This is a genomic window from Dorea sp. Marseille-P4042 (assembly GCF_900290215.1).
Taxonomy (GTDB): Bacteria; Bacillota; Clostridia; order Lachnospirales; family Lachnospiraceae; genus Dorea; species Dorea formicigenerans.
The window spans coordinates 1,470,952-1,493,992 of the sequence record NZ_OLMI01000002.1; the positions used below are offsets into that span (position 1 = coordinate 1,470,952).

General features: G+C 37.5%; 20 protein-coding genes and 1 pseudogene. 6 read left to right on the forward strand and 15 right to left on the reverse strand.

The annotated features are described in order from the left end of the window. Nucleotides 1-77 precede the first annotated feature (77 nt). From C7E02_RS12865 to C7E02_RS12935, 15 genes and pseudogenes are all read right to left on the reverse strand, one after another. A complete protein-coding gene (locus C7E02_RS12865; RefSeq protein ID WP_021840249.1) occupies nucleotides 78-1,559 on the reverse strand; it encodes a sugar ABC transporter ATP-binding protein in 1,482 nt (493 codons plus the stop codon). 98 nt (nucleotides 1,560-1,657) lie between these two features. Then, nucleotides 1,658-2,653: a substrate-binding domain-containing protein gene (locus tag C7E02_RS12870; protein WP_021840250.1), complete on the reverse strand. Its 996-nt coding sequence runs from the start codon at nucleotides 2,651-2,653 to the stop codon at nucleotides 1,658-1,660. Between the two features lie 115 nt (nucleotides 2,654-2,768). Continuing rightward, nucleotides 2,769-4,181, reverse strand: coding sequence for an ATP-binding cassette domain-containing protein (locus C7E02_RS12875; RefSeq protein WP_158683035.1), 1,413 nt, complete (start codon nucleotides 4,179-4,181; stop codon nucleotides 2,769-2,771). Further along, a complete protein-coding gene (locus tag C7E02_RS12880; protein WP_105309750.1) occupies nucleotides 4,156-5,193 on the reverse strand; it encodes a sensor histidine kinase in 1,038 nt (345 codons plus the stop codon). Before C7E02_RS12880 ends, C7E02_RS12875 begins: the two co-directional genes overlap by 26 nt. A gap of 12 nt (nucleotides 5,194-5,205) precedes the next feature. After that, nucleotides 5,206-6,810: a response regulator gene (locus tag C7E02_RS12885; RefSeq protein WP_021840253.1), complete on the reverse strand. Its 1,605-nt coding sequence runs from the start codon at nucleotides 6,808-6,810 to the stop codon at nucleotides 5,206-5,208. 273 nt (nucleotides 6,811-7,083) lie between these two features. Beyond that, nucleotides 7,084-7,527 (reverse strand): RpiB/LacA/LacB family sugar-phosphate isomerase, encoded by a 444-nt coding sequence (locus tag C7E02_RS12890; RefSeq protein ID WP_021840254.1) that lies wholly within the window; start codon nucleotides 7,525-7,527, stop codon nucleotides 7,084-7,086. Nucleotides 7,528-7,558: 31 nt separating this feature from the next. Beyond that, the gene (gene xylB, locus C7E02_RS12895) at nucleotides 7,559-9,016 is read right to left on the reverse strand and encodes a xylulokinase (protein WP_021840255.1); all 1,458 of its coding nucleotides are present in this window, start codon (nucleotides 9,014-9,016) and stop codon (nucleotides 7,559-7,561) included. 99 nt (nucleotides 9,017-9,115) lie between these two features. Next, entirely contained in the window at nucleotides 9,116-11,872 is a 2,757-nt protein-coding gene (locus tag C7E02_RS12900; RefSeq protein ID WP_105309751.1) for an SbcC/MukB-like Walker B domain-containing protein, read from the reverse strand. Then, entirely contained in the window at nucleotides 11,869-13,005 is a 1,137-nt protein-coding gene (locus C7E02_RS12905) for an exonuclease SbcCD subunit D (RefSeq protein WP_105309752.1), read from the reverse strand. Before C7E02_RS12905 ends, C7E02_RS12900 begins: the two co-directional genes overlap by 4 nt. 102 nt (nucleotides 13,006-13,107) lie before the next feature. Continuing rightward, nucleotides 13,108-14,750, reverse strand: a pseudogene (gene tnpC, locus C7E02_RS12910) (IS66 family transposase). A 278-nt stretch (nucleotides 14,751-15,028) separates the two neighbouring features. Beyond that, a complete protein-coding gene (gene tnpB, locus C7E02_RS12915; protein ID WP_158683037.1) occupies nucleotides 15,029-15,391 on the reverse strand; it encodes an IS66 family insertion sequence element accessory protein TnpB in 363 nt (120 codons plus the stop codon). After that, nucleotides 15,381-15,752, reverse strand: a complete 372-nt coding sequence (tnpA, locus tag C7E02_RS12920) for an IS66 family insertion sequence element accessory protein TnpA (RefSeq protein WP_242978863.1) — start codon at nucleotides 15,750-15,752, stop codon at nucleotides 15,381-15,383. Before tnpA ends, tnpB begins: the two co-directional genes overlap by 11 nt. 365 nt (nucleotides 15,753-16,117) lie before the next feature. Then, the gene (locus C7E02_RS12925) at nucleotides 16,118-16,699 is read right to left on the reverse strand and encodes a hypothetical protein (RefSeq protein WP_021840260.1); all 582 of its coding nucleotides are present in this window, start codon (nucleotides 16,697-16,699) and stop codon (nucleotides 16,118-16,120) included. Beyond that, entirely contained in the window at nucleotides 16,693-17,028 is a 336-nt protein-coding gene (locus tag C7E02_RS12930; protein WP_021840261.1) for a hypothetical protein, read from the reverse strand. The genes C7E02_RS12925 and C7E02_RS12930 overlap by 7 nt, the downstream gene beginning before the upstream one ends. A gap of 1 nt (nucleotide 17,029) precedes the next feature. Beyond that, nucleotides 17,030-17,761: a hypothetical protein gene (locus C7E02_RS12935; RefSeq protein WP_105309754.1), complete on the reverse strand. Its 732-nt coding sequence runs from the start codon at nucleotides 17,759-17,761 to the stop codon at nucleotides 17,030-17,032. A 302-nt stretch (nucleotides 17,762-18,063) separates the two neighbouring features. On the opposite strand from C7E02_RS12935, the gene C7E02_RS12940 reads away from it, so the two are divergent. The 6 genes from C7E02_RS12940 to C7E02_RS12960 all read left to right on the forward strand — a co-directional run bounded on the left by C7E02_RS12940 (nucleotide 18,064) and on the right by C7E02_RS12960 (nucleotide 22,686). After that, complete coding sequence (locus tag C7E02_RS12940; protein ID WP_105309755.1) at nucleotides 18,064-19,215, forward strand: IS91 family transposase; 1,152 nt, start codon at nucleotides 18,064-18,066, stop codon at nucleotides 19,213-19,215. 131 nt (nucleotides 19,216-19,346) lie between these two features. Continuing rightward, the gene (locus C7E02_RS20680) at nucleotides 19,347-19,472 is read left to right on the forward strand and encodes a hypothetical protein (protein ID WP_278336551.1); all 126 of its coding nucleotides are present in this window, start codon (nucleotides 19,347-19,349) and stop codon (nucleotides 19,470-19,472) included. 11 nt (nucleotides 19,473-19,483) lie between these two features. After that, nucleotides 19,484-20,146 (forward strand): hypothetical protein, encoded by a 663-nt coding sequence (locus C7E02_RS12945; RefSeq protein ID WP_105309756.1) that lies wholly within the window; start codon nucleotides 19,484-19,486, stop codon nucleotides 20,144-20,146. 23 nt (nucleotides 20,147-20,169) lie between these two features. Next, complete coding sequence (locus tag C7E02_RS12950; protein WP_105309757.1) at nucleotides 20,170-20,802, forward strand: GyrI-like domain-containing protein; 633 nt, start codon at nucleotides 20,170-20,172, stop codon at nucleotides 20,800-20,802. Between the two features lie 41 nt (nucleotides 20,803-20,843). Next, entirely contained in the window at nucleotides 20,844-21,923 is a 1,080-nt protein-coding gene (locus C7E02_RS12955; RefSeq protein ID WP_105309758.1) for a PDDEXK nuclease domain-containing protein, read from the forward strand. Nucleotides 21,924-21,984: 61 nt separating this feature from the next. Further along, nucleotides 21,985-22,686: an ATP-binding protein gene (locus C7E02_RS12960; RefSeq protein WP_242978821.1), complete on the forward strand. Its 702-nt coding sequence runs from the start codon at nucleotides 21,985-21,987 to the stop codon at nucleotides 22,684-22,686. The last annotated feature ends 355 nt before the right edge of the window (nucleotides 22,687-23,041 follow it).

The window sequence follows — 23,041 nt, forward strand, 5'->3', positions numbered from 1 at the left end:
CTCTTTCATCCTTCTAAGAATTTACGTAAATATTTTCCTCCAGCTGAACCACTTTCTGATACAGCTGTAAAATATAATTAGGAATTCACTCCAATAATTGCTCCTAGAATAGATTGCTGTTCCGTGTATTCGTCAAACTCTCCTGCAATCTTACCTTCATACATTGCAACGACTCTATTTGAGCACTTCTTAATCTCTTCCATCTCAGATGAAATCATGATGATTCCGATTCCCTCTTCTTCTGCAAGCTTCTTCATAAGACGGTAAATTTCAGTTTTTGTTCCTACGTCAATTCCCTTTGTCGGTTCATCAAATACCAGGAGTTTCGGCTTACAAGCCATGGCACGCCCGATAATAACCTTCTGCTGGTTACCACCTGACAGAAACTGAATTTCTTTGTCTGACCCCGGTGTCTTTACATCATAAGTTTCAATAACACTCTTTGCCAGTTCATTTTCTTTCTTTCTAGAAATGCTGATTCCACTCTTCAGATTATCCAAAACTGATACAGAAATATTATCTCTAATAGAAAGTACTGGCAAAATCCCCTGCTTTTTCCGTTCCTCTGGAAGATAAATAAATCCATTCTTAACCGAATAGTTTGTATCTCCCAGTTTCCAGTCCGCTCCGTCCAGTTTGACCGAACCTTTATATACCGGAAGATATCCAAAGATTGCCTGCATAACTTCGCTTCGTCCAGCACCGACTAATCCGGAGAACCCAAGGATTTCACCTTTTTTCAGTTTGAAACTAACATTGGTAAATCTCTCACCTGTAAGATTATTTACTTCCAGCAACACCTCGTCAGATACCTTTGTAGAATAGAATCTCTCATTTTGATTCAGTTCCCGACCTGTCATCTGTTTGATAACCCAGTTAGTATCTACATCCTTAATCTCTGAATATGCAACCTTCTTACCATTTCTAAAAACAGTAATTACATCCGCCAGCTGGAAAATTTCTTCCAATTTATGTGAAATAAAAATAATCGCCTTATTTTCTTTCTTTATTTTCTCTACTATGTTAAACAATATCTTTGTATCTCTGCTCGTCAAACTTGTTGTCGGTTCGTCAAGCATCAATACATCATAATCCTCATGAACAGTTGCACGAGCAATCTGAAGAAGTTGCTGAGAAGATATAGATATATCTTTTACTAATTCGTTTGGTTTTACTGGAATCGAGAATTTTTCCAGAATCGGATTTGCCCGTTTCTCAAGTTCCTTTTGGTTTACAGTCCCTTTGATACCTGATTTTTCATACGGAATAAATAAGTTCTCTGCAACAGACATATAACCAAACAAATCTATCTCCTGTGGGACATACGCAACTTTGTCAAAGAGCGCTTTATTCTTCATCGCATTTTCTCCACTAATCATGACTTCTCCTTCTTCCGGTTCATATACTCCGGTAAGACATTTGATTAGTGTACTTTTTCCCGCTCCATTTTCTCCGATGATTGCATGAATTTCTCCTGGTTCAAAGGCTACATCTACTGAATCCAGGGCGATAACTCCCGGAAACATCTTTGTAATATTCTTCGCCTCTAATATTTTCATAGATATGCTCCTCATTCAAGAAGCGGGGACGAGCAACTTGAATAAATCCAGTCACAAGCCCCCGCTTAGTAGTCATCTTAAAACTTTAACTTTTTGATTTATTTAGCACTTACAGTCTCAATCCACTCGTCAATGTTGTCAGATGTAATACGTCCGATACCTGTATCAACATTTGCTGGAAGAGGCATTCCCTGAGCTGCCTGATATGCCATTAACACTGCATACATACCCTGCTCCTGAGGAAGTGTTGAAGATGTAGCTGTAATTGTTCCCGTCTTAACATAGTCAAGAATCTCAATCAAGTTATCCATTGCTACGAATGTTACTTTATCCTGCATACCCTTCTCTTCGATTGCTGCTGCAACACCAGATCCACATGCATCACAGTTTAAGTATCCTGTAAGATCAGGATTTGCTGCAAGTACAGCTGCTGCCTGAGACTGAGCTGTCTCAACATTATCGTTATCAATACCACCATCGATTACTTCAATATCTGGATACTGAGCAAGTGCATTTAAGTGAGCCTGATATCTTTCTGCGTGGTTAGGAGCTGTAGGAGCACCCTGCATAACTGCAACTTTTCCTTTTGTTCCCATCTTCTCAACAAGCATTTCCACCGCAATTGTTGCCTGCTCCGCAAAGTCATTACCTACAGATGTAAGTCCGCTACCTTCTGGGGTAGGAGCATCAAATAAAATAACTGGAATATCTCTGTCCTGAATCTCTTTGATGATGTCAGCGCTTCCATCATAATCAACCGGGTCAAGCAGGATAGCTGTCGGATTTGTTGCTGCAGCCTGCTCAAGTGTTGAGTTCTGTGCGGACACTTCTGCTGATTCCGGAGCACGATAATCAATCTTCACATCTACCCCAAGCTGTTCAGAAAGAAGATCTGCCTCTTTCTGTGCACCTTTATTTACTTCATCGAACCAAGCATGCACACATTTTGGAACAACAACGAACGTCATATCCTCTGCTTTTCCTTTGCTTTCACCATCTGATTTTGCTGATGAACCTCCGCCTGAACTACATCCCATTGCCATTGCAGCAACCATAGCTGCCGATAACAACACTGCTAAAATTTTCTTTTTCATTTCTTTTCCTCCTTTTTTCTAAGTTCTCTCTTGGAATAATTATATTATAAAAGAACAATCTTCTTTTTCCAATGTGAGGAAATTTAGAATAAGTACGAGAATTTTTAGGAGACTGTCAAATATATATGATTCGATCTGAAATATTTTCTATATATTCTTCTCTTGTATTAACAATTATTACTGTTGCTCCTTTGCTTGCGAATTTTTTAACATATTTTTTCACTATATCCACACCATTTACATCACAAAGAGCAAATGGTTCAAATAAAATTAATACCATTGGATTAAAAATATACCATCGTTCCAGTGTCATCCGAATACATTCGTTGACACGCAATTCTCCTGCTTTTATCTCCTTGGCACTGCTCTCCTCTCCCATATCTTCCATCATCATCTTACGAATACCGCCAGAAGAACGGATATAATCCCAAAATGAAATCTTCTCAAGAGACGGAAGCATCAAATTCTCATCTACCGTCATATGCTCAAACACTTCTTCTCGACTTCCGAGGGCTCTCACGGATACAACTTTTTTTCTGGAAAGTTCATTGCACTCTATATTTTCATAACACTTTCCATTTAAAATATAATGTGTTCCCTCACTTTTTATTCTTCCTGACAAAATCATAAATAGCCTTTCTTTTTCCCGTCGGTCAAGAACAATTAACGTCACTACCTCTCCTTTTATAAAATTCAGATTCTCCCTGCCGCATTTTCGAAGCTTCATATTTCTAACTCGGTATACTATATCTTCCTCTCGAACAGATACTTCCTGTCGATTTTCTATATTTTCCCGAACTGATACTGTACTCTCTCCAAGAAAATATAGTTCCAACTGTTCTTCACTCCAGATATATTCTCTGGCACATTTTTTTACAATATGTCCGTGGTTAAAAATGACATATTTGTCAGACAAAGCTGACAGAATAAAATTAGAATTGCTATTCACAATCACACTCATCCTACCTAGGATTAATCTGTGCAAAACGCGACCGAATTTTTGGATTTCCATCTGACTCATACCATCAAATTCATCTTCTATAATAATAATCTTAGCTCCTCTACGATATGCTTTGACCACATCCACAATTCGTTTTTCCATCTCAGACAGATGACGCATTCGGGTAGATACATCTAAATCAAGATCCAATTCTGCAAAACAATCCCCTGCTTCTTCCAAAACTTCTCTTCTAAAAAATACTCCCACCCATCTTGCATCTACTAGACACATATATTCTGCCACAGTCCATTCTTCAATCATATAATTTTCCGGTCGCATTCGATAGATCTTTTCTCCCAAAATTTCCCAGTCATTTACTTTTTGTCCACCTATATAAATGGATCCACTTCCCTTCCCTTCAGTCAACTCACCACACAAAAGTCCAGTCAACAAATCCTTTCCAGAATAAGTAAGCCCGAGAAACCCCATGCATTCTCCTTCCAGAATACAAAAAGATACGTTCTCGAGCTTTCTTGTCCGGGTATAAATATAATTCAGATGGTTAATTCTCAGCAGTTCTTTCTTCATTGTCTTTCTCCCGGTCATTTTTATAATCCACCGGAATCGTAATCTCTACATCAGTTCCCTGTCCCACTGTACTATATACATTCACACCATATTCATCTCCAAAAAGGAGTTGAATTCTTTTATGAATGTTTGGAAGTCCGATTCCTGTATTTCTTGTGTTATGATTCTTACCATCATCTAATTCCATATCATCTGATTGAATTCTGAAATTCAATTCTTTCAGCTTATCACTATCCATACCTTTTCCATTATCTGAAATTGTCAGAATTAGATTTTGATCCGTCACGATTATTTCTATTGTAACCTTTCCATCTTCTAATTTTTCTTCCAACCCATGAAAAATTGCATTTTCCACAACCGGTTGGATAATCAATCTCGGTATCAAAAAATCATAAGCCTGTTCATCTTCTTCTTCTACAATTACCTCTAACGAGAATCGATTATTAAACCGATAACGCTGAATTAACATATAATTTTCAATATTCACCAATTCATCCCTAAGGGTCACAAGATTTCCTTTTCGACTGATACTATAACGAAAAAATGCAGACAATGCCTCTACCATCTTTGCAATCTCTATATTATCATCAATTAACGCCTGACCTCGAATTGTCTCCAATGTATTATACAGAAAATGTGGATTTATCTGACTCTGAAGTGCAGTCAATTCAGTTTGTTTATTAAGAATCTGTACATTATCTTTTCTTGTCTTATAAGCTGCATAGCGATCCATCAGCCGATATGTTTGTTTTACAAATGGAATCCCTGACGGCGCAATTCTAAGCTCCTCTTCCTCAAATTCTGTCTCACATAAATAATCTAATATTCTAGCGAATTCCTTTAATGGATGAACAATAGCTGTTACTGTATAAATCAGAATCATAATCTGTATAATCAATATAAAAAAAACTACTGCATCAAAATGCCATCCGACAAAAATCAATGTCAATGTAAGGATGCAAAGAACAGACTCTGCTAAAATTACTTTTTCAAGCTTTTTTACAAATCTCATTCCTCTGATCTCCTATGAATGAAGCTTTCGATACAATGCTGGTTTTACACCAACCTGTTTTGTGAATATTTGACTAAAATATCTAGAATCCTTATACCCCACACGGTCACCAATTGCTGCAATTGTTTCATTTGTATTGCATAAGAATTCCTTCGCTTTCTCTATCCGGATATTTAACAGATAAGCACTGACATTAATACCCGTCTCCTTTTTAAATAGAACGCTAAAATATACTGGGTTCAATCCGACAATCTCTGCTAAATCTTCCAATACAATTTTCTCATCATAATGATCTTCCATATATTTTCTAGCCTGCCGGATTGGCTTTACAGATTCCGCCTCAGCAGCCTCCTTACTTTTCTCTACAAATTTTCCAAGACTATTTTTCAGACAATGTTTCAATCCACTGATTGTATAACAGTGCTGACAATTGGAAATTACACTTTTCCTTTCCCCGTTTTCTTCCTCTTGTTGAAATTCTACATAATCAAAGAAATAATTTACTATCTCTTCAGCCATATCATAACAACCCGAAAAATCCATTTCTTCTCGAATTTTATATTCACTGTACACTTGATTTATACATTGCTCCAACTTATTTACAGAATAACTTTCAATGCTTGTGCGAATCTGCTCTTTCCATTCTTCTGTCAAAACTCCTTCTTCTGTCCGACCGTCATGCTGTATCGTTTCTGCATAAATAATACGTCCGGTTCCCTGCTTAATGCGATTACCGACTGCTCTATGTGCTTCCTTTATAGAAAATCTGATTTCTGCAAATTCTTTCCGTTCTGTACCAATTCCGATAGTTACCTCATATTGTTCAAATCCCAAAAGATAATCTTTGATTTCCATCATAATATCATTCACACTATCTTTAATTGCTCTTGATTTACTAAAATCATAATTAAACAGACAATATATATGTAGGTTTTCCTTTTCACAAATTAGTACTTCTTCTGTCTCTGTTTTCAGTATTCTCTCTACAATCTCTTCAATTCTAGATGTAGTAAGTTTATCCTGCTTTTTATCTTTCTTATTATAATCCACATAATCTAGCTTAATATCAATTCCTCGATAGATTTCTCCCTGAAACTCTACCCTGTCGTCTACCACTTCTGGTTCTTCTGTTTCAATAATATTTTTTAGAAAATCTCTTTTTATTATGTGGCGGCTCTCGGATACTGTCTCCTTGAAAGCTCTTTGTTCCTGTTCCGATTGCCAACTGGCACTAAGCTCTTCAGAAATCTTCTTCAAAACATGATTCAATTCATCTTCACTTACCGGCTTTAACAGATAATCTTCTACTCCATACTTCAATGCTTGATGGGCATACTCAAACTCTTTATATCCACTGATTACAATAAATTTCATATCTTTCTGAAGCTCTTTTGTCATTATGATTAGTTCTAATCCATTAATTTTAGGCATACGAATATCCGTAATCACTACATTGGGACAGCTCTCACTTTGGATTATTTCAAATGCAGTTCCCCCATTATCGACTACAGCCATACAGTCTAGATTAAGTTCATCCCAATGGATTAGCTTCTTAATCAATGTCCCTATTCTAAATTCATCATCAACAATTAGTACATGCCATTTTTTACTTTGCATTGTTTTGACGCCTCTCCTTCCTCGATAATGGTTGCCTCTTTATTATAGATGTTAAAAAATTATCTCGCAACCGAAAATTTTATCTAACACTAACACATCCAAATACAAGAGATATATTGTTTAATAAACAATATGCTAACTTTAACTTAAACGAAATATAGATTTACTTCTTTTAACCGAATATTATATCAAATTGCACAAAAATGAGGACGAAATCAGCATTTATTTGCTCCTCGTCCTCGCTTCTCTTTAATCCTACCGAATAAAGCAGATTTATTTACGCTCCATATCGTATTTTCTGAATGCATCTACCTTTGGTTGAGATCCACATCCTGGTACAAATTCATTCGTCAGAAAAATCTGCGTAAAAAGTTCTCGTTCCTTGCTTCCTGTCGTAAATGCTCCCATACACGCAATATTTGCATCATTGCTTAGGCGAGCTCTCTCTGCTGAATAAGCATCTGTCAAAAGCGCCGCATAGGCACCTTTGACTTTATTTGCCGCTATAGACACCCCAAGTCCTGTTCCACACAGAAGAATACCTCTGTCATATTCTTTTGAAGCAACAGCTTCTCCAACTTTAATTGCAACATTTGCATAAATTGGGTCAGTGCTTCCAAAGTCAGTCACTTTACCAAGTCCTTTGTTCTCAATGAATTTCATAAGTGCCTGTTTTTCATTTTCTGCGTTTGGATCGCATCCGATTGCAATTTTCATAATTGATTGCCTCCTTAATTGTAATTTATTTCTAGAACAGCCCTTTCACTGCCGGATACAATTTTCTGAACTGCTGATACCGTTCTTCATACTTCGCCACAAGTTCTGGTTCCGGTTCAACTGTATCCACAACTTTCACAAGCTTTTCGGCAATCGTCTCTACATCTGGATATTCTCCACATCCGACTGCTGCCAGCATTGCACCGCCAAGTGCCGGTCCTTCTTCACTTTCAATCACATCTACTTTTAAGTTCATGACATTTGCAATAATTTTTCTCCACAGCGGGCTTTTTGCACCGCCGCCGCAGATTTTCGTCCGGTCAATCTGAATGCCAAGACTTTTTGCCACTTCCAGCGAATCACGAAGTCCAAATGCCACACCTTCCAGTACTGCCTGCGTCATGTCTGCTCTTGTTGTATCCATGGACATACCGATAAACATGGCTCTCGCGTCTGGGTCATTATGTGGAGATCGTTCTCCCATCAGATATGGAAGATAAAAAACTCTGTTTTCTCCAAGATTTTTTATGTCCGCCTGCTCTGCCACGTAATCTTTCGTTCCGAGGATTTCTTCATTCCACCACTTATTGCAAGACGCCGCACTAAGCATGCACCCCATCAGATGATAGTGTCCGTCTGCGTGCGCAAATGAATGAAGGGCATTATGCTTATCTACTCCGAATTTTTCACTGGAAATAAAGATTGTTCCCGACGTTCCAAGAGAAATGTTGCATCTTCCATCTCCGACCGTTCCTGTACCGACTGCCGCTGCCGCATTGTCCCCGGCTCCTGCAATCACTTTTACACTTTCTGAAAATCCCAGTTCATTTGCCACATCTGGTTTCAAAATGCCTACGACTTCATAGCTTTCATATAATTTCGGAAGCTGTTCTTCTGTGATACCGCAGATTTCTAGCATTTCTTTTGACCAGCATCTGTTTTTAACGTCCATAAGAAGCATGCCTGAAGCGTCCGACACATCTGTACAGAACGAACCTGAAAGCTGGTAAGCCAGATAATCTTTTGGCAGCATAATCTTTGCGATTTTCTTATAATTTTCCGGCTCATTTTCCTTCATCCAAAGTATCTTTGGCGCTGTAAATCCCGCAAATGCAATGTTCGCCGTGTACTCGGATAATTTATCTCTGCCAATGACCTGATTCAGGTAATCGGTCTGCTTTCCGGTTCTTCCATCATTCCAAAGAATTGCCGGGCGAATCACCTGATCGTCTTTATCCAGTGCTACCAGCCCATGCATCTGTCCGCCAAAACTGATGCCAGCCACCTGACTCTTATCGCATTCACTTGTCAGCTCCTTCATTCCTTCCATGGACTTTATATACCAGTCTTCCGGATGCTGCTCTGACCAGCCCGGTTTCGGGAAATATAATGGATATTCCTTAGACACAATTTTCTGGATATTTCCGTTTTCGTCCATCAGTAAAAGTTTCACTGCAGAAGTTCCAAGATCAACGCCTATGTATAACATATTCAGTCCTCCTAATCAGTAAATATATTTCTAATTTCTATCTTACACCAGAGTTTCCATTATCACAATCTTTTCATTTCAAAAATGCTGTAATTAAAATTATACAATTACTGCCCTGCTTCCCCCTGCTTTTTCTTTTGTCACTATAATTTGTTTATCGATGCGTTCTTTTAATTCGCCAACGTGTGAGATGATTCCAACTAGCTTGTTTCCTTCTGAGAGCCCTGCAAGTGCTTTCATTGCCTGTTCCAGGGATTCATCATCCAGTGAACCAAATCCTTCATCCACAAACATCGTATCCAGCCTTATTCCTCCTGCTCTGGACTGAACTTCGTCTGACAGACCCAGTGCCAGGGATAGGGAGGCTTTAAAGGATTCACCTCCGGATAGTGTCTTGACACTTCGTCTTGTCCCATTATAATGATCAATTACATCCAGTTCCAGACCACTCTGACTCCGGTTATTCCCTGCTACAATACTCCTTTCCAGCTCATACTGCCCCTCCGACATAACCATAAATCTCACATTTGCGCGCTCCAGTATCCGGTCAAAATATGTCATCTGCACATAGGTCTCCAGCATGATTTTTTCCTTTCCGGAAATGTTCCCGTTAGCCGTATTAGATAACGCCTTTACCATAGTCCATTTTTGTTCCAGTTCAATAATGTCTTTTGACTTTTTCTGGATTTTCGCCAATGCTTTCTGATTCGCTGCAAGACGCACCTGTATGTCTTTTAAGCACTGTTCCTGTTCTGTCCGTATTTCTTCCAGACATCTTTTTTCGTCTTGTTCTTTCTCTATGCTAAACTCTCCCAGATTTTCAAGTTGTTTGCGGCACTGTTCCATCTGACCTTCCAGTTTTCGAGCCTCACCGCTGCATTTCTGTACATTTTTCTGCGCCTCGTCATATTGCTGCTTTAACTGTACCTTCTTCATCTGCAGATTGCGAAGCTCCTGTTCCGCCAATTTCCCATCTTCAAACTTAAGATTCTGGCTTTGTTCTTCAAGCTGCCTGCTCTCCGTCTGTATTTCAGCATTCAACGCTGTAATTTTTCCGCTCAAAGCCTCCCGCTCTGCCTGCTTCTCCACGATCTTCTTTTCTGTATTCTGAATTTGCTTTTGAAGATTTTTATAATATTTGACCTTTTTGGTATTATCCAGAATCTGCTCTGTAAGCTTGTTTTCCCGCTCTGCAAGTTCTACCTGCTTGTTATTGATCTGGCTTTGAATATCCTGCACTTTCCAATTTTCTGATTCCATTGGCTCTGCTAACATCTTCTCCTTTTCCAGTTCGTGCAGCTTTTCCATGATTTGTTTCTTTTGCAGATCCACTTTTCCCACCAATTCCGCTGCTTTTTTACTTGCATTTTCCATCTCTGTCCGTGCCAGTTCCAAATGCTCCTGCAACTGATCCAGCTCTTCCTGAGATGGCACATGTTCCATAGCTGCAGCCTTCCTCGGATGCTCTCTGGAACCGCACACCGGGCATGGCTCTCCAGGATTCAAATGTCTCGCCAGTACCCCTGCCTGTCCATCTAAAAATGTCTGATATGCCTGGTCGTATTCTTCCTTTCGTGCTTGTGCCATCTGCGTTTTATCTACATATTGTTTCTGAAGCTTTGTAAGATTTCCACATAATGTTTGATACTGCTTTATATTTTTCACAAATGCATCCAGTTCTTCTTTTTTCAGATCCAGTTTTTCTTTCTGAAACTGTAGTTCCGCCTGATTCTTCGGTTCATTTTCCAACATTTTTTCTTCAGTTTTGTCTTCCTGTAAATGTTCTTGAAGTTTTTCTATCTCTAATTTTTGATTCAAGAGCTTCTTTTCCTGTTTCTCAAGAAATGTTTTTCTTTCTATTAATTTCTTTTTCTTTTCTTCCAGCTTCTGATAAACCAACACTTCTTCCTGTATATGTGCAATCGCTGTTTCCAGCCCATCACGTTCTGTTTGTTTTTTCTCTTGAAATTTCAAAATTGCGGAAAGCTTTTTTTCTTGAATCTTGATTTTCTGATACTTTGTTTCTGCCTCTTCCAGCGTACGAAGTGTCTGAGATCTCGTCTGTGCTTTCTGCAAATGTTCCTGTACTTTCTCTAACTCTTTTTGCACATTTTTTATTTTTTCGCTCAAGTTTTCCACATCCAACTGATCTTTGTCCACTAGATTCTGAATTTCATCAATTGCTTCTGTCAGCGGAATCTGAGTAAAATCTACACTCACACCTTCCAGATACTGATTCACACTTCTTCTTGCAAATTCCAGTTCATCCGAAAGTTTACCTGATTCACTTTTTAGTTTCTCCTGAAGGATCTGATAGTAACCAGTTTTAAAGATCTCGCGAAAAATCCCCTGCCGTTCTTTTGTGTCTGCCAATAATAGTTTCAAAAAATCTCCCTGTGCAATCATAGCAATCTGAAGAAATTGATTTCTATCCAGTCCCAGAATTTCGATAATTGCTTTGTTCACTTCTTTCTGCTTTGTTACAACTCGTCCATCTGGATAAATCAGTTCCGCTTCCGCCCGCTGCAGTGTAATTCCTCCACCTTTTTTTGCTGGACGTTCATACTCTGGATTCCTACGGATCCTATACTCCTGTCCACCGTTTTCAAAAAAAAGTTCCACCTCCGTAGGCACATGCGCTTCTGCATATTTTGAGCGAAGCATTGCCGGTTCTCGATTTTCCCCACTTGGCAGTCCATACAACGCATAAACAATCCCATCAAAAATAGTTGTCTTTCCCGCTCCTGTGTCCCCGGTAATCAGATAAAGACCTTTCATTCCAAGCTTTTCCATATCTAATTCAACTATACTTGCATAAGGTCCAAATGCAGATAGTTTCAATCGTTTTGGTCTCAATGTCCACCCTCCCAGATTTTTTCTATCAGGTCATGAATAAGTTTCTTTTGTTCTTCATTCATTTCCTGATTATTCTGCTTTTCGTATAATTCTTCAAAAATATCGAATGGAGTTTTCTCTTCTACCTCTGCAGCCTCCAGAAATGCAGCTTTTCCTCTTGTTCTCTGATTGTCATAATCCAGTTTCATTAAATTCGGATAAATAACCTGCAGTTTTCGCACTGCCTCCGGAATATCCTCTTCATCAGTCAATGTGATATGCATATAGCTGTCTTGATCAAGATTTTCATAGTATGCCTTTTCAGTCAGTTCCATATAAGTCCCTTTCATCTCACACCAATCACGAAGAGGGGCTAATTCTTTTGTGCTAATCTCTACATTTCCCTTTTCTTTCATCTCCACAATCGTCACAGACTTTTTATGATGAATTTCTGAAAAAGAATATTTTAAAGGAGTTCCACAGTAACGTACCGTCTCTCTTCCAATCTTCTGTGGTCCATGTATATGTCCGAGCGCCACATAATCAAACTCATCAAAAACAGACGCATCTACATTATCTGTTCCACCAACAGAAATATCTTCCGATTCGCTTCTTTTTGCTCCTGTCACAAACTGATGCATCACTAATACATTTCTCTCGTCAGTATTTAATTTCATCTGCTCCACAGCCACTCGTATGGCATCTGTATAATTTTCTATCTGCTCATCTTCAAAAAATCTCTTTACATTTGCAGGCTTCACAAAAGGCAGCAAGTAAATATTTATCGCTCCCCATTCATCTTCCAGAACAACTGCTTGTGTTTTCCCCGCATACACCGGTGCAACATATACACCGCTTTCTTTCATAAGACGTCCACCGAATGCCATTCTCTCCGCACTGTCATGATTTCCACTTATAATAAATGTCTGCACTTTTCTCTTCGACAACTCACACAGAAAATCATCAAAAAGCTGGATTGCCTCCACCGTAGGTATGGACTTATCATAGACATCTCCCGCGATCAGAAGTGCCTGCGGTTTTTCTTCATCTGCGATTTTCAATATTTTTCTTAAGATATCCTTCTGATCTTCCAGCATAGAAAATTCATTCACTCGTTTTCCAAGATGAAGATCCGATATATGCATGAACTTCATAGCACACCGCCTTATCTCTTATTCTTCTCATAGTTCACTGTTGTTTTGTAAACGGTAAATTCCGAGTACCTTGATATTATGTGGCCGCTTTTTGCGACCATTCTATTTATTCTCTATTTTCGTAGGTTTCCTGATATATTCCGGCAATGTTTCTGACCATGGCAGAAGTGATGCCAGAAAATCTCGGTTTGTATCATCTGCATGTTTTGGAAGCTCTGTGAGCAGGTATTCAAAAAATCATACGGTTTCAGATTATTCGCTTTCGCTGTTTCTGCTATGCTATAAATAATTGCTGAACTATTTGCACCATTGATGGTGTCGATCATTTCCCAATTCTTCTTGCCAATGCAGGATCCACGTATTGCCCGTTCACTGGCATTGTTATCCATCGGAACATCCCCATCTTCCAGAAATACCCGCAGATATCGTTCCTGATTCAAAGCATATGTGAATGTTTCGTGCATCTTATTACTCTTTGAGATTTTATTTTGATTTTGTTTCAGGTACACAAACAAAGCATCTACCAGTGGTTTTACCACTAGCTGACGCTGAACAAATCGTTCCTCCGATGATAGTTCTGACAATTTCTTTTCTTCCCGAGAGATTGCCTGTATCTGTTTCATAATCAGGAATAAGATGGATTCTTTCTGATGCTCTTTCGGTATCAATTCTAATGCATCGTTGAATTTTCGACGGCAGTGAACCCAACATCCGGCTACCCTCAGATCTTCCAGTTCTTTTTCCAGGCTGTGATAGACTTGATAACCATCTGTAACACAAATCCCAGAATAATTTTTCAGAAATGTCCGGGGATGACTTTGGTTTCGTGTCCTCTGATATTCATATAGGACTATCTGTCGTTCTTTATACAGATATCCGGAACGATATACCCACATCCAGCTCTTGCTTCCGGCTTTCCGTCCATCTTTATTCACTAGGACTGGAGTTTCATCTGCCTGTATCACATGATAATCGTACAAAAGCTCATGAAGATAATCATACATAACTCCTAGATATTCTTCCCCTAATCGAATCATCCAGTTCGCCATGTTCTGTCTTGAGATTGCAAGCCCATATCGTTCGAATTCTTTTTCCAGACGATAGAGCGGTACAGCATTCACATATTTTCCATTGATAATAGCAGCACCTAAAGACGGCGAAACAAGACTTCCATGAAGTAAGTTCTTTGGATGAGGTGCTTTTACCATGTGTTCATCTTTTTTACTGGCATAAACACCGATGTGATGTTCTTCGACTTCTACTTTTGCAGGAATGAACTTATAACATCTTGAAATTGCATCCGGAAGTTGTCTCCAACCGTTTTCGCCGAATTCTTCTGTCAGCTCTTCCAGACTCAGATAATGATCGATTCTCAGTACTGGAAGTCCTGAGATATCAGCAGCTTTCTTTCCAGACTGCTTTTTCTTTTTCGATACATTTAATTCAAGATTGTCTGGTTCCGGAGTCTCCAGATCACAGACGGCTTCCGCTTCGTTAAAAAATACAATATTTCCATCTACTTCCATGAAACAGAACTGCTCAGGATCGGACATTTTTTCACTGCTTCTTCCAAAACGATTCTTATTTCCTAAGATGACCTGTTCCATCAATAACTGCATCTTATCATTTAATACCTGTGTCTGACCATTCAGTCCTTCTAACTGCTCCTGAAGTCCCAGGAACAATTCGATGATAAAGTCCTTGTCCAGTTTATTCAGTTGTTCTTTTGTGTACTTTACTGCCATAATCAGAACTCCAGTCTTTTTTTGCTAGACTTAATTATAACAGATTTCCTGTATTACCGCTAATCCGTCACTTTCAGGATTCAGCATTATGACGGTGGATAACACATCTGAAATGTCAGGATTTTCTGACACCTCAGATGGATTATCCACATAGACCTGGCTGGTAAAATCAGAACTGCTTTTCAGACAAGTCTTTTGTGGATACATCTTCTATGATTGTGGATATTTCTTTTATTGGTTCGATTTTTGCATTTTTTATCTTCAGCATTCTGCACAATCTACATAAGGTCAGGTGGCTCTTCTAATGCTCTGATTGGATGTTTTGCAACCACCTCCAGACCTTGCATCAGCATACGATACTGTTCTTCTGAAATCTCCAATGCTTCATCTGCAGACCTTGGCCAATGAAATGCTCCGTTATCCAATCGTTTATACAAAAGTAGAAATCCATCCCCTTCCCAGAGCAAAGCTTTAATCCGGTCGCTACGTTTGCCACAAAAAAGGAACAGAGTATTTTTATCATAAGAATCCAAACGAAAATGAAATCGGACAATATTTGCCAGACCATCAATTCCCCGGCGTAAATCTGTAAATCCCATCGCTAAATAAATCTTTTTAAATCCAGTTCCATCATTCAGCATGGCAAAATCCCTTGATGAAAAGCTGTAACAATTCAGCCAAATCATTTGAAAAAATTTCTGCTGAAAAGCCTTGTGGATTCGTCAGTTTGATCACTGGTCTTGCACCTGTACTATCTGAAGATGAAAGTTTTTCTGCTTCTGCTATTTGAGGCTTTGGATTCGATATTTCGATAAACTCAGGTGAGGTTTCCCGGAACTGTTCCAGATATACTTCCCGAACTCTTCGAAGCCGATAATAGTAGTTCGCTTTTGTAAGATTATTCTGGGCACACCATGTTTCAACATCCATTCCCTTTGGTCTGCTCTGACAGTCACGGACCTGTTCTGCCCATTCCCGGATTCTAGTCTGCTGTGCAATCAGACTCGTTTATGTAGACATAATCACCACTCCTTGCATAGTCGGTCAAAAAAGTTGAATACTTAACTCTTTTGACTCTGTAGTTTTTGTTGAGTGTAATTATGACATAAGCTGAACATATAAAAAAGGTACTCGGGTTTTACCGTTTACAACTGGAAGTTTTACTCGTGGCGATAGGTCACAATCTATATAAATATCAGAAAAAAAGGATGAGAAACAGAACTGCCGCATAGATTCAAAAAAAGAATTTCTATGGGGTAGGGGAAGTGCGCTTTCTTTGCGCATGATTTCAGTCATTTATACACAACAGGTACAAAAAGGGAGATGCGAAAAAACTCAATCGAGTTTTTTCACATCCCCTACGTTATTTATACGGCTTTTGCAAAACATTTTCTAAAATCCAGAGTAGTAGGATCTTCTTTTCTCATCAAATATACAGATAATTTTATAATAAAAAAGTAATAACCTATCTGATTTAAAGAAGAAATTCTTCTAATTCTTCCGTTTTCAATTCCACCACAAATGAGTTTTTTGTTATACGATGTCATCAAATTAAAACATACATATCTTTTACTCATAGAGGAATCTGGTATATACATAAAATCAAATACCATATTCTTTTTTAATTCCACTAAATTCCCAGTAAATGAATCGATTGGAAGAACCGGAACCATTAACAGCTTATCTTTTTGATCTATATGACATGACGTAGATATTACCATAGCATCAGCGGTAAATATCATTTGTCTACCATCCTCTTCAAAATATGTAAATGGCACTTGTGAAATAATATCACCTTGGGATAACTCTGGCAATAAAGTTGCTGTAAGATAATTAATTTGTTGCCCGTCTTTCTCGAATTGTGAAACAGCATTTTTTGCTCCATCTCTAAAATCAGGAGAGACTGATGGTAAAACGCTATCTACAAAGTCAATAAATTCTCTTAACATAAATCGAAGAAATCTATTCCCGTAGAGTTTGAAATAGATTTAATATATTGATCTACTCCTTCAAGTTCTTCTTTTGTAGCGTCTCTCATTTCTCCAAAAGATTCCTCTGACATTCTTTCAAGGCGTGTACTTCTTTTATCAATATATATGTTATTTTGACTATATCCAATTATACTACTATTTTCACTTTTTTTAGAAGCGTCTGCAAACAACTCATAATTAGGAACGGCATAGTTTCCAGATACAACTATACTACTATTTCCAGCTACTGAAAAGGCTATACCTAATACAGCAACTGTTGTACTAATATTTTTAATAACATTGCCCATACTAATACGCTCCTTTCTCTAAAAGTCCCTTCAATTTACTATCCATTACATCCGTCATTTTAGTAATAATAAAATCTAACTTACTACTATCTGTTTTATAATCATTGCAAGTGTTATACCCATATCTATCATTTATATCAATCACTACTCCAATAGATTCTGACACTTGATTGTCTATTGATAAACTTCCAGCGACATCAGCATCTATTCCATTTTTGAAAAGTCTTGCGTTCTGCAACATGATATTAACAAAAATATTATCATTTTCAACGAAAGTATATCTTATGTTTAAATCATAAATTGAGGAATCATCATTGTTTTTCAATAAATTATGTGCTAAAATTTGAGCTCCATCTTTCATGTACTCATCTAATAAAACTTCCGTAATAGCACCAATATATTCGTATTCGTTATTAGTCAAAATATTTAAAAAAGAAAAAACTGTTTTCATTTTCTGTTGAATATACTGCTCACAATTCTTCCAATTTTTTTCAAATCCATCATTATAATTAATTTGCAATGTAGAAGCAATGGGCGATATGTTCATTTGCGAATGTTCATTTGACGACTTTATAATAATCCTTGGTATTTCTAATGGAGCGTCATCTGGAATAGGCAAAACCGTCGCTTCATTAAAATGCTCCTTTAAAATATTCTCATTTAAGAAATAATTCTTTTTAAGATTATCTATTTTTTTATATTTTATCGAAATAGAAGTGTTTTTAATTAGCATATCCATCCTCCGTATGCATATCTTATTTTGCATATAACAACCCCATCTTATTTTCATATTTATACTACCATACTTTTTTTAACAAGTCTATCATCTCATGGATTTTTTATATATTATTTTTTCCAAAGTATTCCATAATATGCAAGTTTTTTGCACCGTTTTGACACCATCAACTTCATATTTCGCATTTCTTTCCACCTTTTTCAAAATAAAAATAGGCTTCGCCTATTCAGCTCCCCTTCCCCTCAATCTTGAGGGGTCAGGGGGTTTCTTTTTCTTCCTTTTTCCTGCATAATAGACTTATGAATATCTTACAAAGAATCTTTACCGACTATTATGAAGAAATAAAATATACCCTTCATCCCAGAAAGACTGAGATGGAAAATATCGATAAGATGTTGGGCTGTGGCGATCCTTCCTTTGGCGGAGCTATGTATGTCTGCACCCATTGTGGCAATTTTAAATTTGTCCCTTTCCGTTGTCACAGCCGCTTTTGTCCCGCTTGTGGTAACAAATATGCCATGGAACGCACTGCCAATATGTCTTTTAAACTGGTCAATGTTGCTCATCGCCACTGTGTTTTTACCATTGATGAAAATCTCCGTGATTTTTTCCTCCATGACCGCTCCCTTCTTAACTGTCTTTTTCATGCAGTTAACAGCGTCATTTCCCGTATGTTTTTCAAACTTAATAAATCCAAAAACTTCACTCCTGGCTTTATCATGGTTTTACATACCTTTGGCAGAGACCTCAAATGGAATCCTCATATCCATTGCCTTCTTTCAGAAGGTGGGTTTAGTGATGATGGCTTCTGGCGTCATGTCAGTCACTTTAATTATTCTTACCTTCGCAATGCGTTCCGCACTGCACTCCTGAATGAAATGCATTCTAAAATTGGACCTTCTTTTAAAAAAATCAAGTCCAAATGTTACAACGACCATAAACAGGGCTTCTATGTCTATGCCAAACCGAATCTTTCTGATTCCAAAACAGTCATCAAATACATTGGGCGTTATCTTGGTCGCCCTGTAATTGCTACGTCCAGAATAGACAGCTATGATGGTGATACTGTTCCCTTCCATTACAATCGGCATGAAGATAATAAATATATTGTAGAAACTCTCCCGGCAATTGATTTTATCAAACGATTAATTCGTCATATCCCTGAGAAGTACTTCAAAATGATTCGATATGGTGGCTTATATGCCAGACATCGAAAAACAGACGAAAAACTTTATCGTGCGATCTCGAAAAGCAAACATCGTATTTGCCGGAGTTTCAACCAATGGCGCACTGCCATTCTTTCTTCTTTTGGTTATGATCCTTTAGAGTGTCCGAATTGCAAACACAAAATGGAGCTTTTGGAACTCTATTATAATCATAAGCGCGTATCCCTCGAAGAACTCTATGAGAGAGCAATGTCCAAATCTTTCGGAAAGCGTTCTTCTGCATGATTTCTTTTTTCACGTTCTATGATATAATCCTCTAAAAGGAGGAATACTACCATGAAATCTAATATCGAGGAATTACGCAAAAATACATGGACAATCCACCAGAAGGAATGACATCTAAGGACATTCGCAATATGAGCGAGGATGAACTTCTGGATATGGATTTCTTTTTAAACGAAAATGATTTATTTGCCGATGAGGCTGGTGTAACAGCCTTGGCAGGCCATCGCGCAGCGATTTTGTTCAATCGGAATTTGTGAGGAAAAGGTGAATGAAAAGGCAAATGAAGGAAACAAGTAAAAATGCGATTTCAATCATAGGTGGTGCAGATGGTCCTACAAGCATTTTTATAGCAGGACATTCAAAAAAGCAACCATTAAAGATTAGAATCAAAAATAGCATATATAGATATAAGAGAAAAAAAGTAGAGAAGACAATAGTTGCAAATCCGCATTCTCTTTCTGAAACAGTGCAGTATGCAAAAGATAAATACGAATTGACCGAAACTGCTCCCGCTGATAGAGAATATATTGAACAAATAAAATGTCTAAAAGAGAGTTTGATTTTGCAGTATGAACCAGAACTTTTGGGTGAAATGAAGGATATTCCGGTACCGGATTTTTCTAATGAAGCATCCGTCAAAGAGTATTTGGGTAAAATAAAGACTCGAAGTGAAATGATTGCTGAAATGCCCGATAGTATAATTCCTATGGATTTTCATTTGTATAAAATAAGAATCGATGATGATTTTCTTGAAATGGAGATAGAATATACTTGGAATATATTTGGAATGTCTTATTCAGGAAATAAGGCGGTAATGAAAAAATTTAAGAAAATAGCCAGAGATTTATACAGTTATTATGGTGTTACTGAGGAAGATATTAAAAACAAGACAAAAAGATATTCGTCACTGGTAACGAATTTGAGTTCATAAATTATAAATTTAAGGAGTTAGTTATGGCTTTTGATTTTAAGAAAGAATATAAAGAGTTTTATATGCCTAAAAATAAACCGGAGATCGTGACTGTTCCTAAAGCAAATTATATTGCGGTCAGAGGAAAGGGTAATCCAAACGAAGAAGGTGGAGCATATCAGCAGGCAATTAGTGTATTATATGCGGTTGCATATACTTTGAGAATGAGTTATAAGACAGATCATAAAATTGCAGGATTTTTTGAATATGTAGTTCCACCACTTGAAGGATTCTGGTGGCAGGAAAATATGCATGGTGTAAATTATGCAGATAAAGATTCTTTTAATTGGATTTCAGTTATACGCCTGCCTGATTTTGTAAATCAAAAGGATTTTGAATGGGCTGTTGAAACAGCAACCAAAAAGAAAAAAATAGATTGTTCATCTGCAGAGTTTGTGACCATTGACGAGGAATTGTGTGTTCAAATAATGCACTTGGGAGCATTTGATGATGAACCGGCAACTGTTGCACTTATGGATGCGTATTTGGAGCAGAATGGATATGTTAATGATATGAATATGGAAAGATTACATCATGAAATATATCTGTCTGATGCAAGAAAGGTTGCCCCAGAAAAATGGAAAACGGTCATTAGACATCCTATAAAGAAACTGTAAACTCGGCAATTGTCGAACTGACACAGTAGAAAGGATTATATATGAGTGAATTGTTTAAGGCTGATAATGAATATAAAGAGTGGATTGCCGGAATATCCACTGATTTTAGAAGAAGCCAAATCAGGGCTTCTATGAAGATAAATGATGAGATGCTAAGATTTTATTGGAAACTTGGTAAGGGCATTTCATCTATGAGTGAACAGTTTGGATATGGAACAAGATTTTATAAAACGGTGAGTGACGATTTGAAATCTATTTTGCCAGATGTGAAATCATTTTCTCCAACTAACTTGAAATATATGAGATACTTTTATGAGATGTATCCTGACGCAGTAATTTGTCCTCAAGCTGAGGACGAATTGATTACAGATGCAAATCGTCCCCAAGTTGGGGATGATTTACAAATCATTTTTAGAATACCATGGGGACATACCAAAATAATACTTGATAAATGCAAAGGAAATTCTGCAAAGGCATTGTTTTATATCAGAAAGACTATTGAAAACAATTGGTCAAGAGATGTTTTACTAAACTTCTTAGGAACGGATTTATATGAACGCCAGGGCAAGGCAATAACTAACTTTTCTAATACACTTCCGATAGAACAGAGCGATTTAGCACAAGCAATTACGAAGGATCCATATAATTTTGATTTTTTGACTTTGCGTGAAAGGTATGATGAAAAGGAACTAAAGGATGCGCTTATAGAGAAAGTTAATAATTTTCTTATGGAGTTAGGTACTGGCTTTGCTTATATGGGCAGGGAAGTGAGAATTGAGGTCGGAGATACTGAAAAATTTATAGACATGCTATTTTACAATACTCAAAGGCATTGCTATGTTGTTGTAGAAATAAAAACAGGAAAATTTGATTCTTCTTATGCAGGTCAATTGGGAACCTATGTTGTGGCTGTTAATCATCAGATGAAAACAGAATCCGATAATCCTACATTGGGACTTCTGATTTGCAAAGATATGGATAAAGTAGAAGCCCAGTATGCATTAGAATCTACTAGCCAGCCACTTGGTATTTCTAGCTATGAATTATCAAAACTTATACCAGAAGAGTTTAGAGGTAGTATGCCTACTATTGAAGAGATTGAGGCTGAATTAAATGAATAATTTTTAGTTTGGGAAAATTGTTGTTGAGTTAAAAATGAATTTAAGTTCGTGAAATCATAGAGTGTATGGATTCAATTCCATATGCTCTTTTTCTTTACCTAAATATGAATTACCAACTGACAGTGTGCGAGAGTTGATAGCAAATGCTGTCGCACACCGCAGTTATCTGGAGCCTGGAAATATACAAGTAGCAATATTTGATGATCGTCTGGAAGTTACTTCACCAGGAATGCTGTTAAATAATGTTTCAATCAAAAAAATGATAGAAGGATACTCCAAACCGAGAAATCCGGCGATAGCAAATGCATTTGCATACATGAAGATTATTGAAAAATGGGGAACCGGTATTCCAAGAATATTCCGTGAATGCAGAGACTATGGTTTGCCTGATCCAGAACTTATTGATTTTGATGGTGATTTTCGAGTGAATATGTATCGGAATAATACAAATAAAGCTTCAAATGAATCAATAAATGAATCAATAAGTGAATCTTTAAATTCAGATGAAGCAGTAATAATAAATATAATTAAATCGAATCCACAAATAAGTCAAAAAGAAATGGTTACAAAATCTGGATTTTCAAGATCAAAAATTCAAAGAATTTTAAAGGTCTTACAAGGGAAAAAAGTACTCTATCGAGAGGGTGCAAGAAAAATGGTTACTGGAAAATTCTATAAATTTGCCAGTCAAAAACGCATAAACAAACCGTCTCGTATGCGTTATATTATTTATAGACAAGAAAATATCTTGTGCTTTCGATAGGAAGTTTAATTGAATACTGTTTACCATGATCGAACGTACGAAGCATGGTGGTCATATAACAGATGTCGATGGTAATATCAAGGCATTCCCCAATTATTAGCTGGAGCAAACAATCAGCTAACTTTCAGAGCTTGACAGAGGGGGTATTCAGAATAACTCAAATTGAATCGGAAACAGTTTTTAATAGTGTCCCATATGGGTTTACCTTACCTCAGATTGACAGAGAGTGACAATAGGTTGGAGCTCTCCTAAGCTAGGGATCGGAGGTTCAAATCCTCTTGGCGACGGACTTCAAAGCGTTCGCTGTTAGCTGGATTAGCTGACAGCGAACGCTTTTGTTATTTTCTAATCACGT

Coding starts and splice junctions, on each gene's coding strand:
- C7E02_RS12880 (WP_105309750.1), bottom strand. CDS start 5,193: ATGAGATTTGTAAAAAAGCTTGAAAAAGTAATTTTAGCAGAGTCTGTT.
- C7E02_RS12870 (WP_021840250.1), bottom strand. CDS start 2,653: ATGAAAAAGAAAATTTTAGCAGTGTTGTTATCGGCAGCTATGGTTGCT.
- C7E02_RS12940 (WP_105309755.1), top strand. CDS start 18,064: ATGAATATCTTACAAAGAATCTTTACCGACTATTATGAAGAAATAAAA.
- C7E02_RS12945 (WP_105309756.1), top strand. CDS start 19,484: ATGAAAAGGCAAATGAAGGAAACAAGTAAAAATGCGATTTCAATCATA.
- C7E02_RS12890 (WP_021840254.1), bottom strand. CDS start 7,527: ATGAAAATTGCAATCGGATGCGATCCAAACGCAGAAAATGAAAAACAG.
- tnpB (WP_158683037.1), bottom strand. CDS start 15,391: ATGCTGAATGATGGAACTGGATTTAAAAAGATTTATTTAGCGATGGGA.
- C7E02_RS12930 (WP_021840261.1), bottom strand. CDS start 17,028: ATGGGCAATGTTATTAAAAATATTAGTACAACAGTTGCTGTATTAGGT.
- C7E02_RS12925 (WP_021840260.1), bottom strand. CDS start 16,699: ATGTTAAGAGAATTTATTGACTTTGTAGATAGCGTTTTACCATCAGTC.
- C7E02_RS20680 (WP_278336551.1), top strand. CDS start 19,347: ATGAGCGAGGATGAACTTCTGGATATGGATTTCTTTTTAAACGAAAAT.
- C7E02_RS12885 (WP_021840253.1), bottom strand. CDS start 6,810: ATGCAAAGTAAAAAATGGCATGTACTAATTGTTGATGATGAATTTAGA.
- xylB (WP_021840255.1), bottom strand. CDS start 9,016: ATGTTATACATAGGCGTTGATCTTGGAACTTCTGCAGTGAAACTTTTA.
- C7E02_RS12935 (WP_105309754.1), bottom strand. CDS start 17,761: ATGCTAATTAAAAACACTTCTATTTCGATAAAATATAAAAAAATAGAT.
- C7E02_RS12905 (WP_105309752.1), bottom strand. CDS start 13,005: ATGAAGTTCATGCATATATCGGATCTTCATCTTGGAAAACGAGTGAAT.
- C7E02_RS12955 (WP_105309758.1), top strand. CDS start 20,844: ATGAGTGAATTGTTTAAGGCTGATAATGAATATAAAGAGTGGATTGCC.
- C7E02_RS12950 (WP_105309757.1), top strand. CDS start 20,170: ATGGCTTTTGATTTTAAGAAAGAATATAAAGAGTTTTATATGCCTAAA.
- C7E02_RS12875 (WP_158683035.1), bottom strand. CDS start 4,181: ATGAAGAAAGAACTGCTGAGAATTAACCATCTGAATTATATTTATACC.
- C7E02_RS12865 (WP_021840249.1), bottom strand. CDS start 1,559: ATGAAAATATTAGAGGCGAAGAATATTACAAAGATGTTTCCGGGAGTT.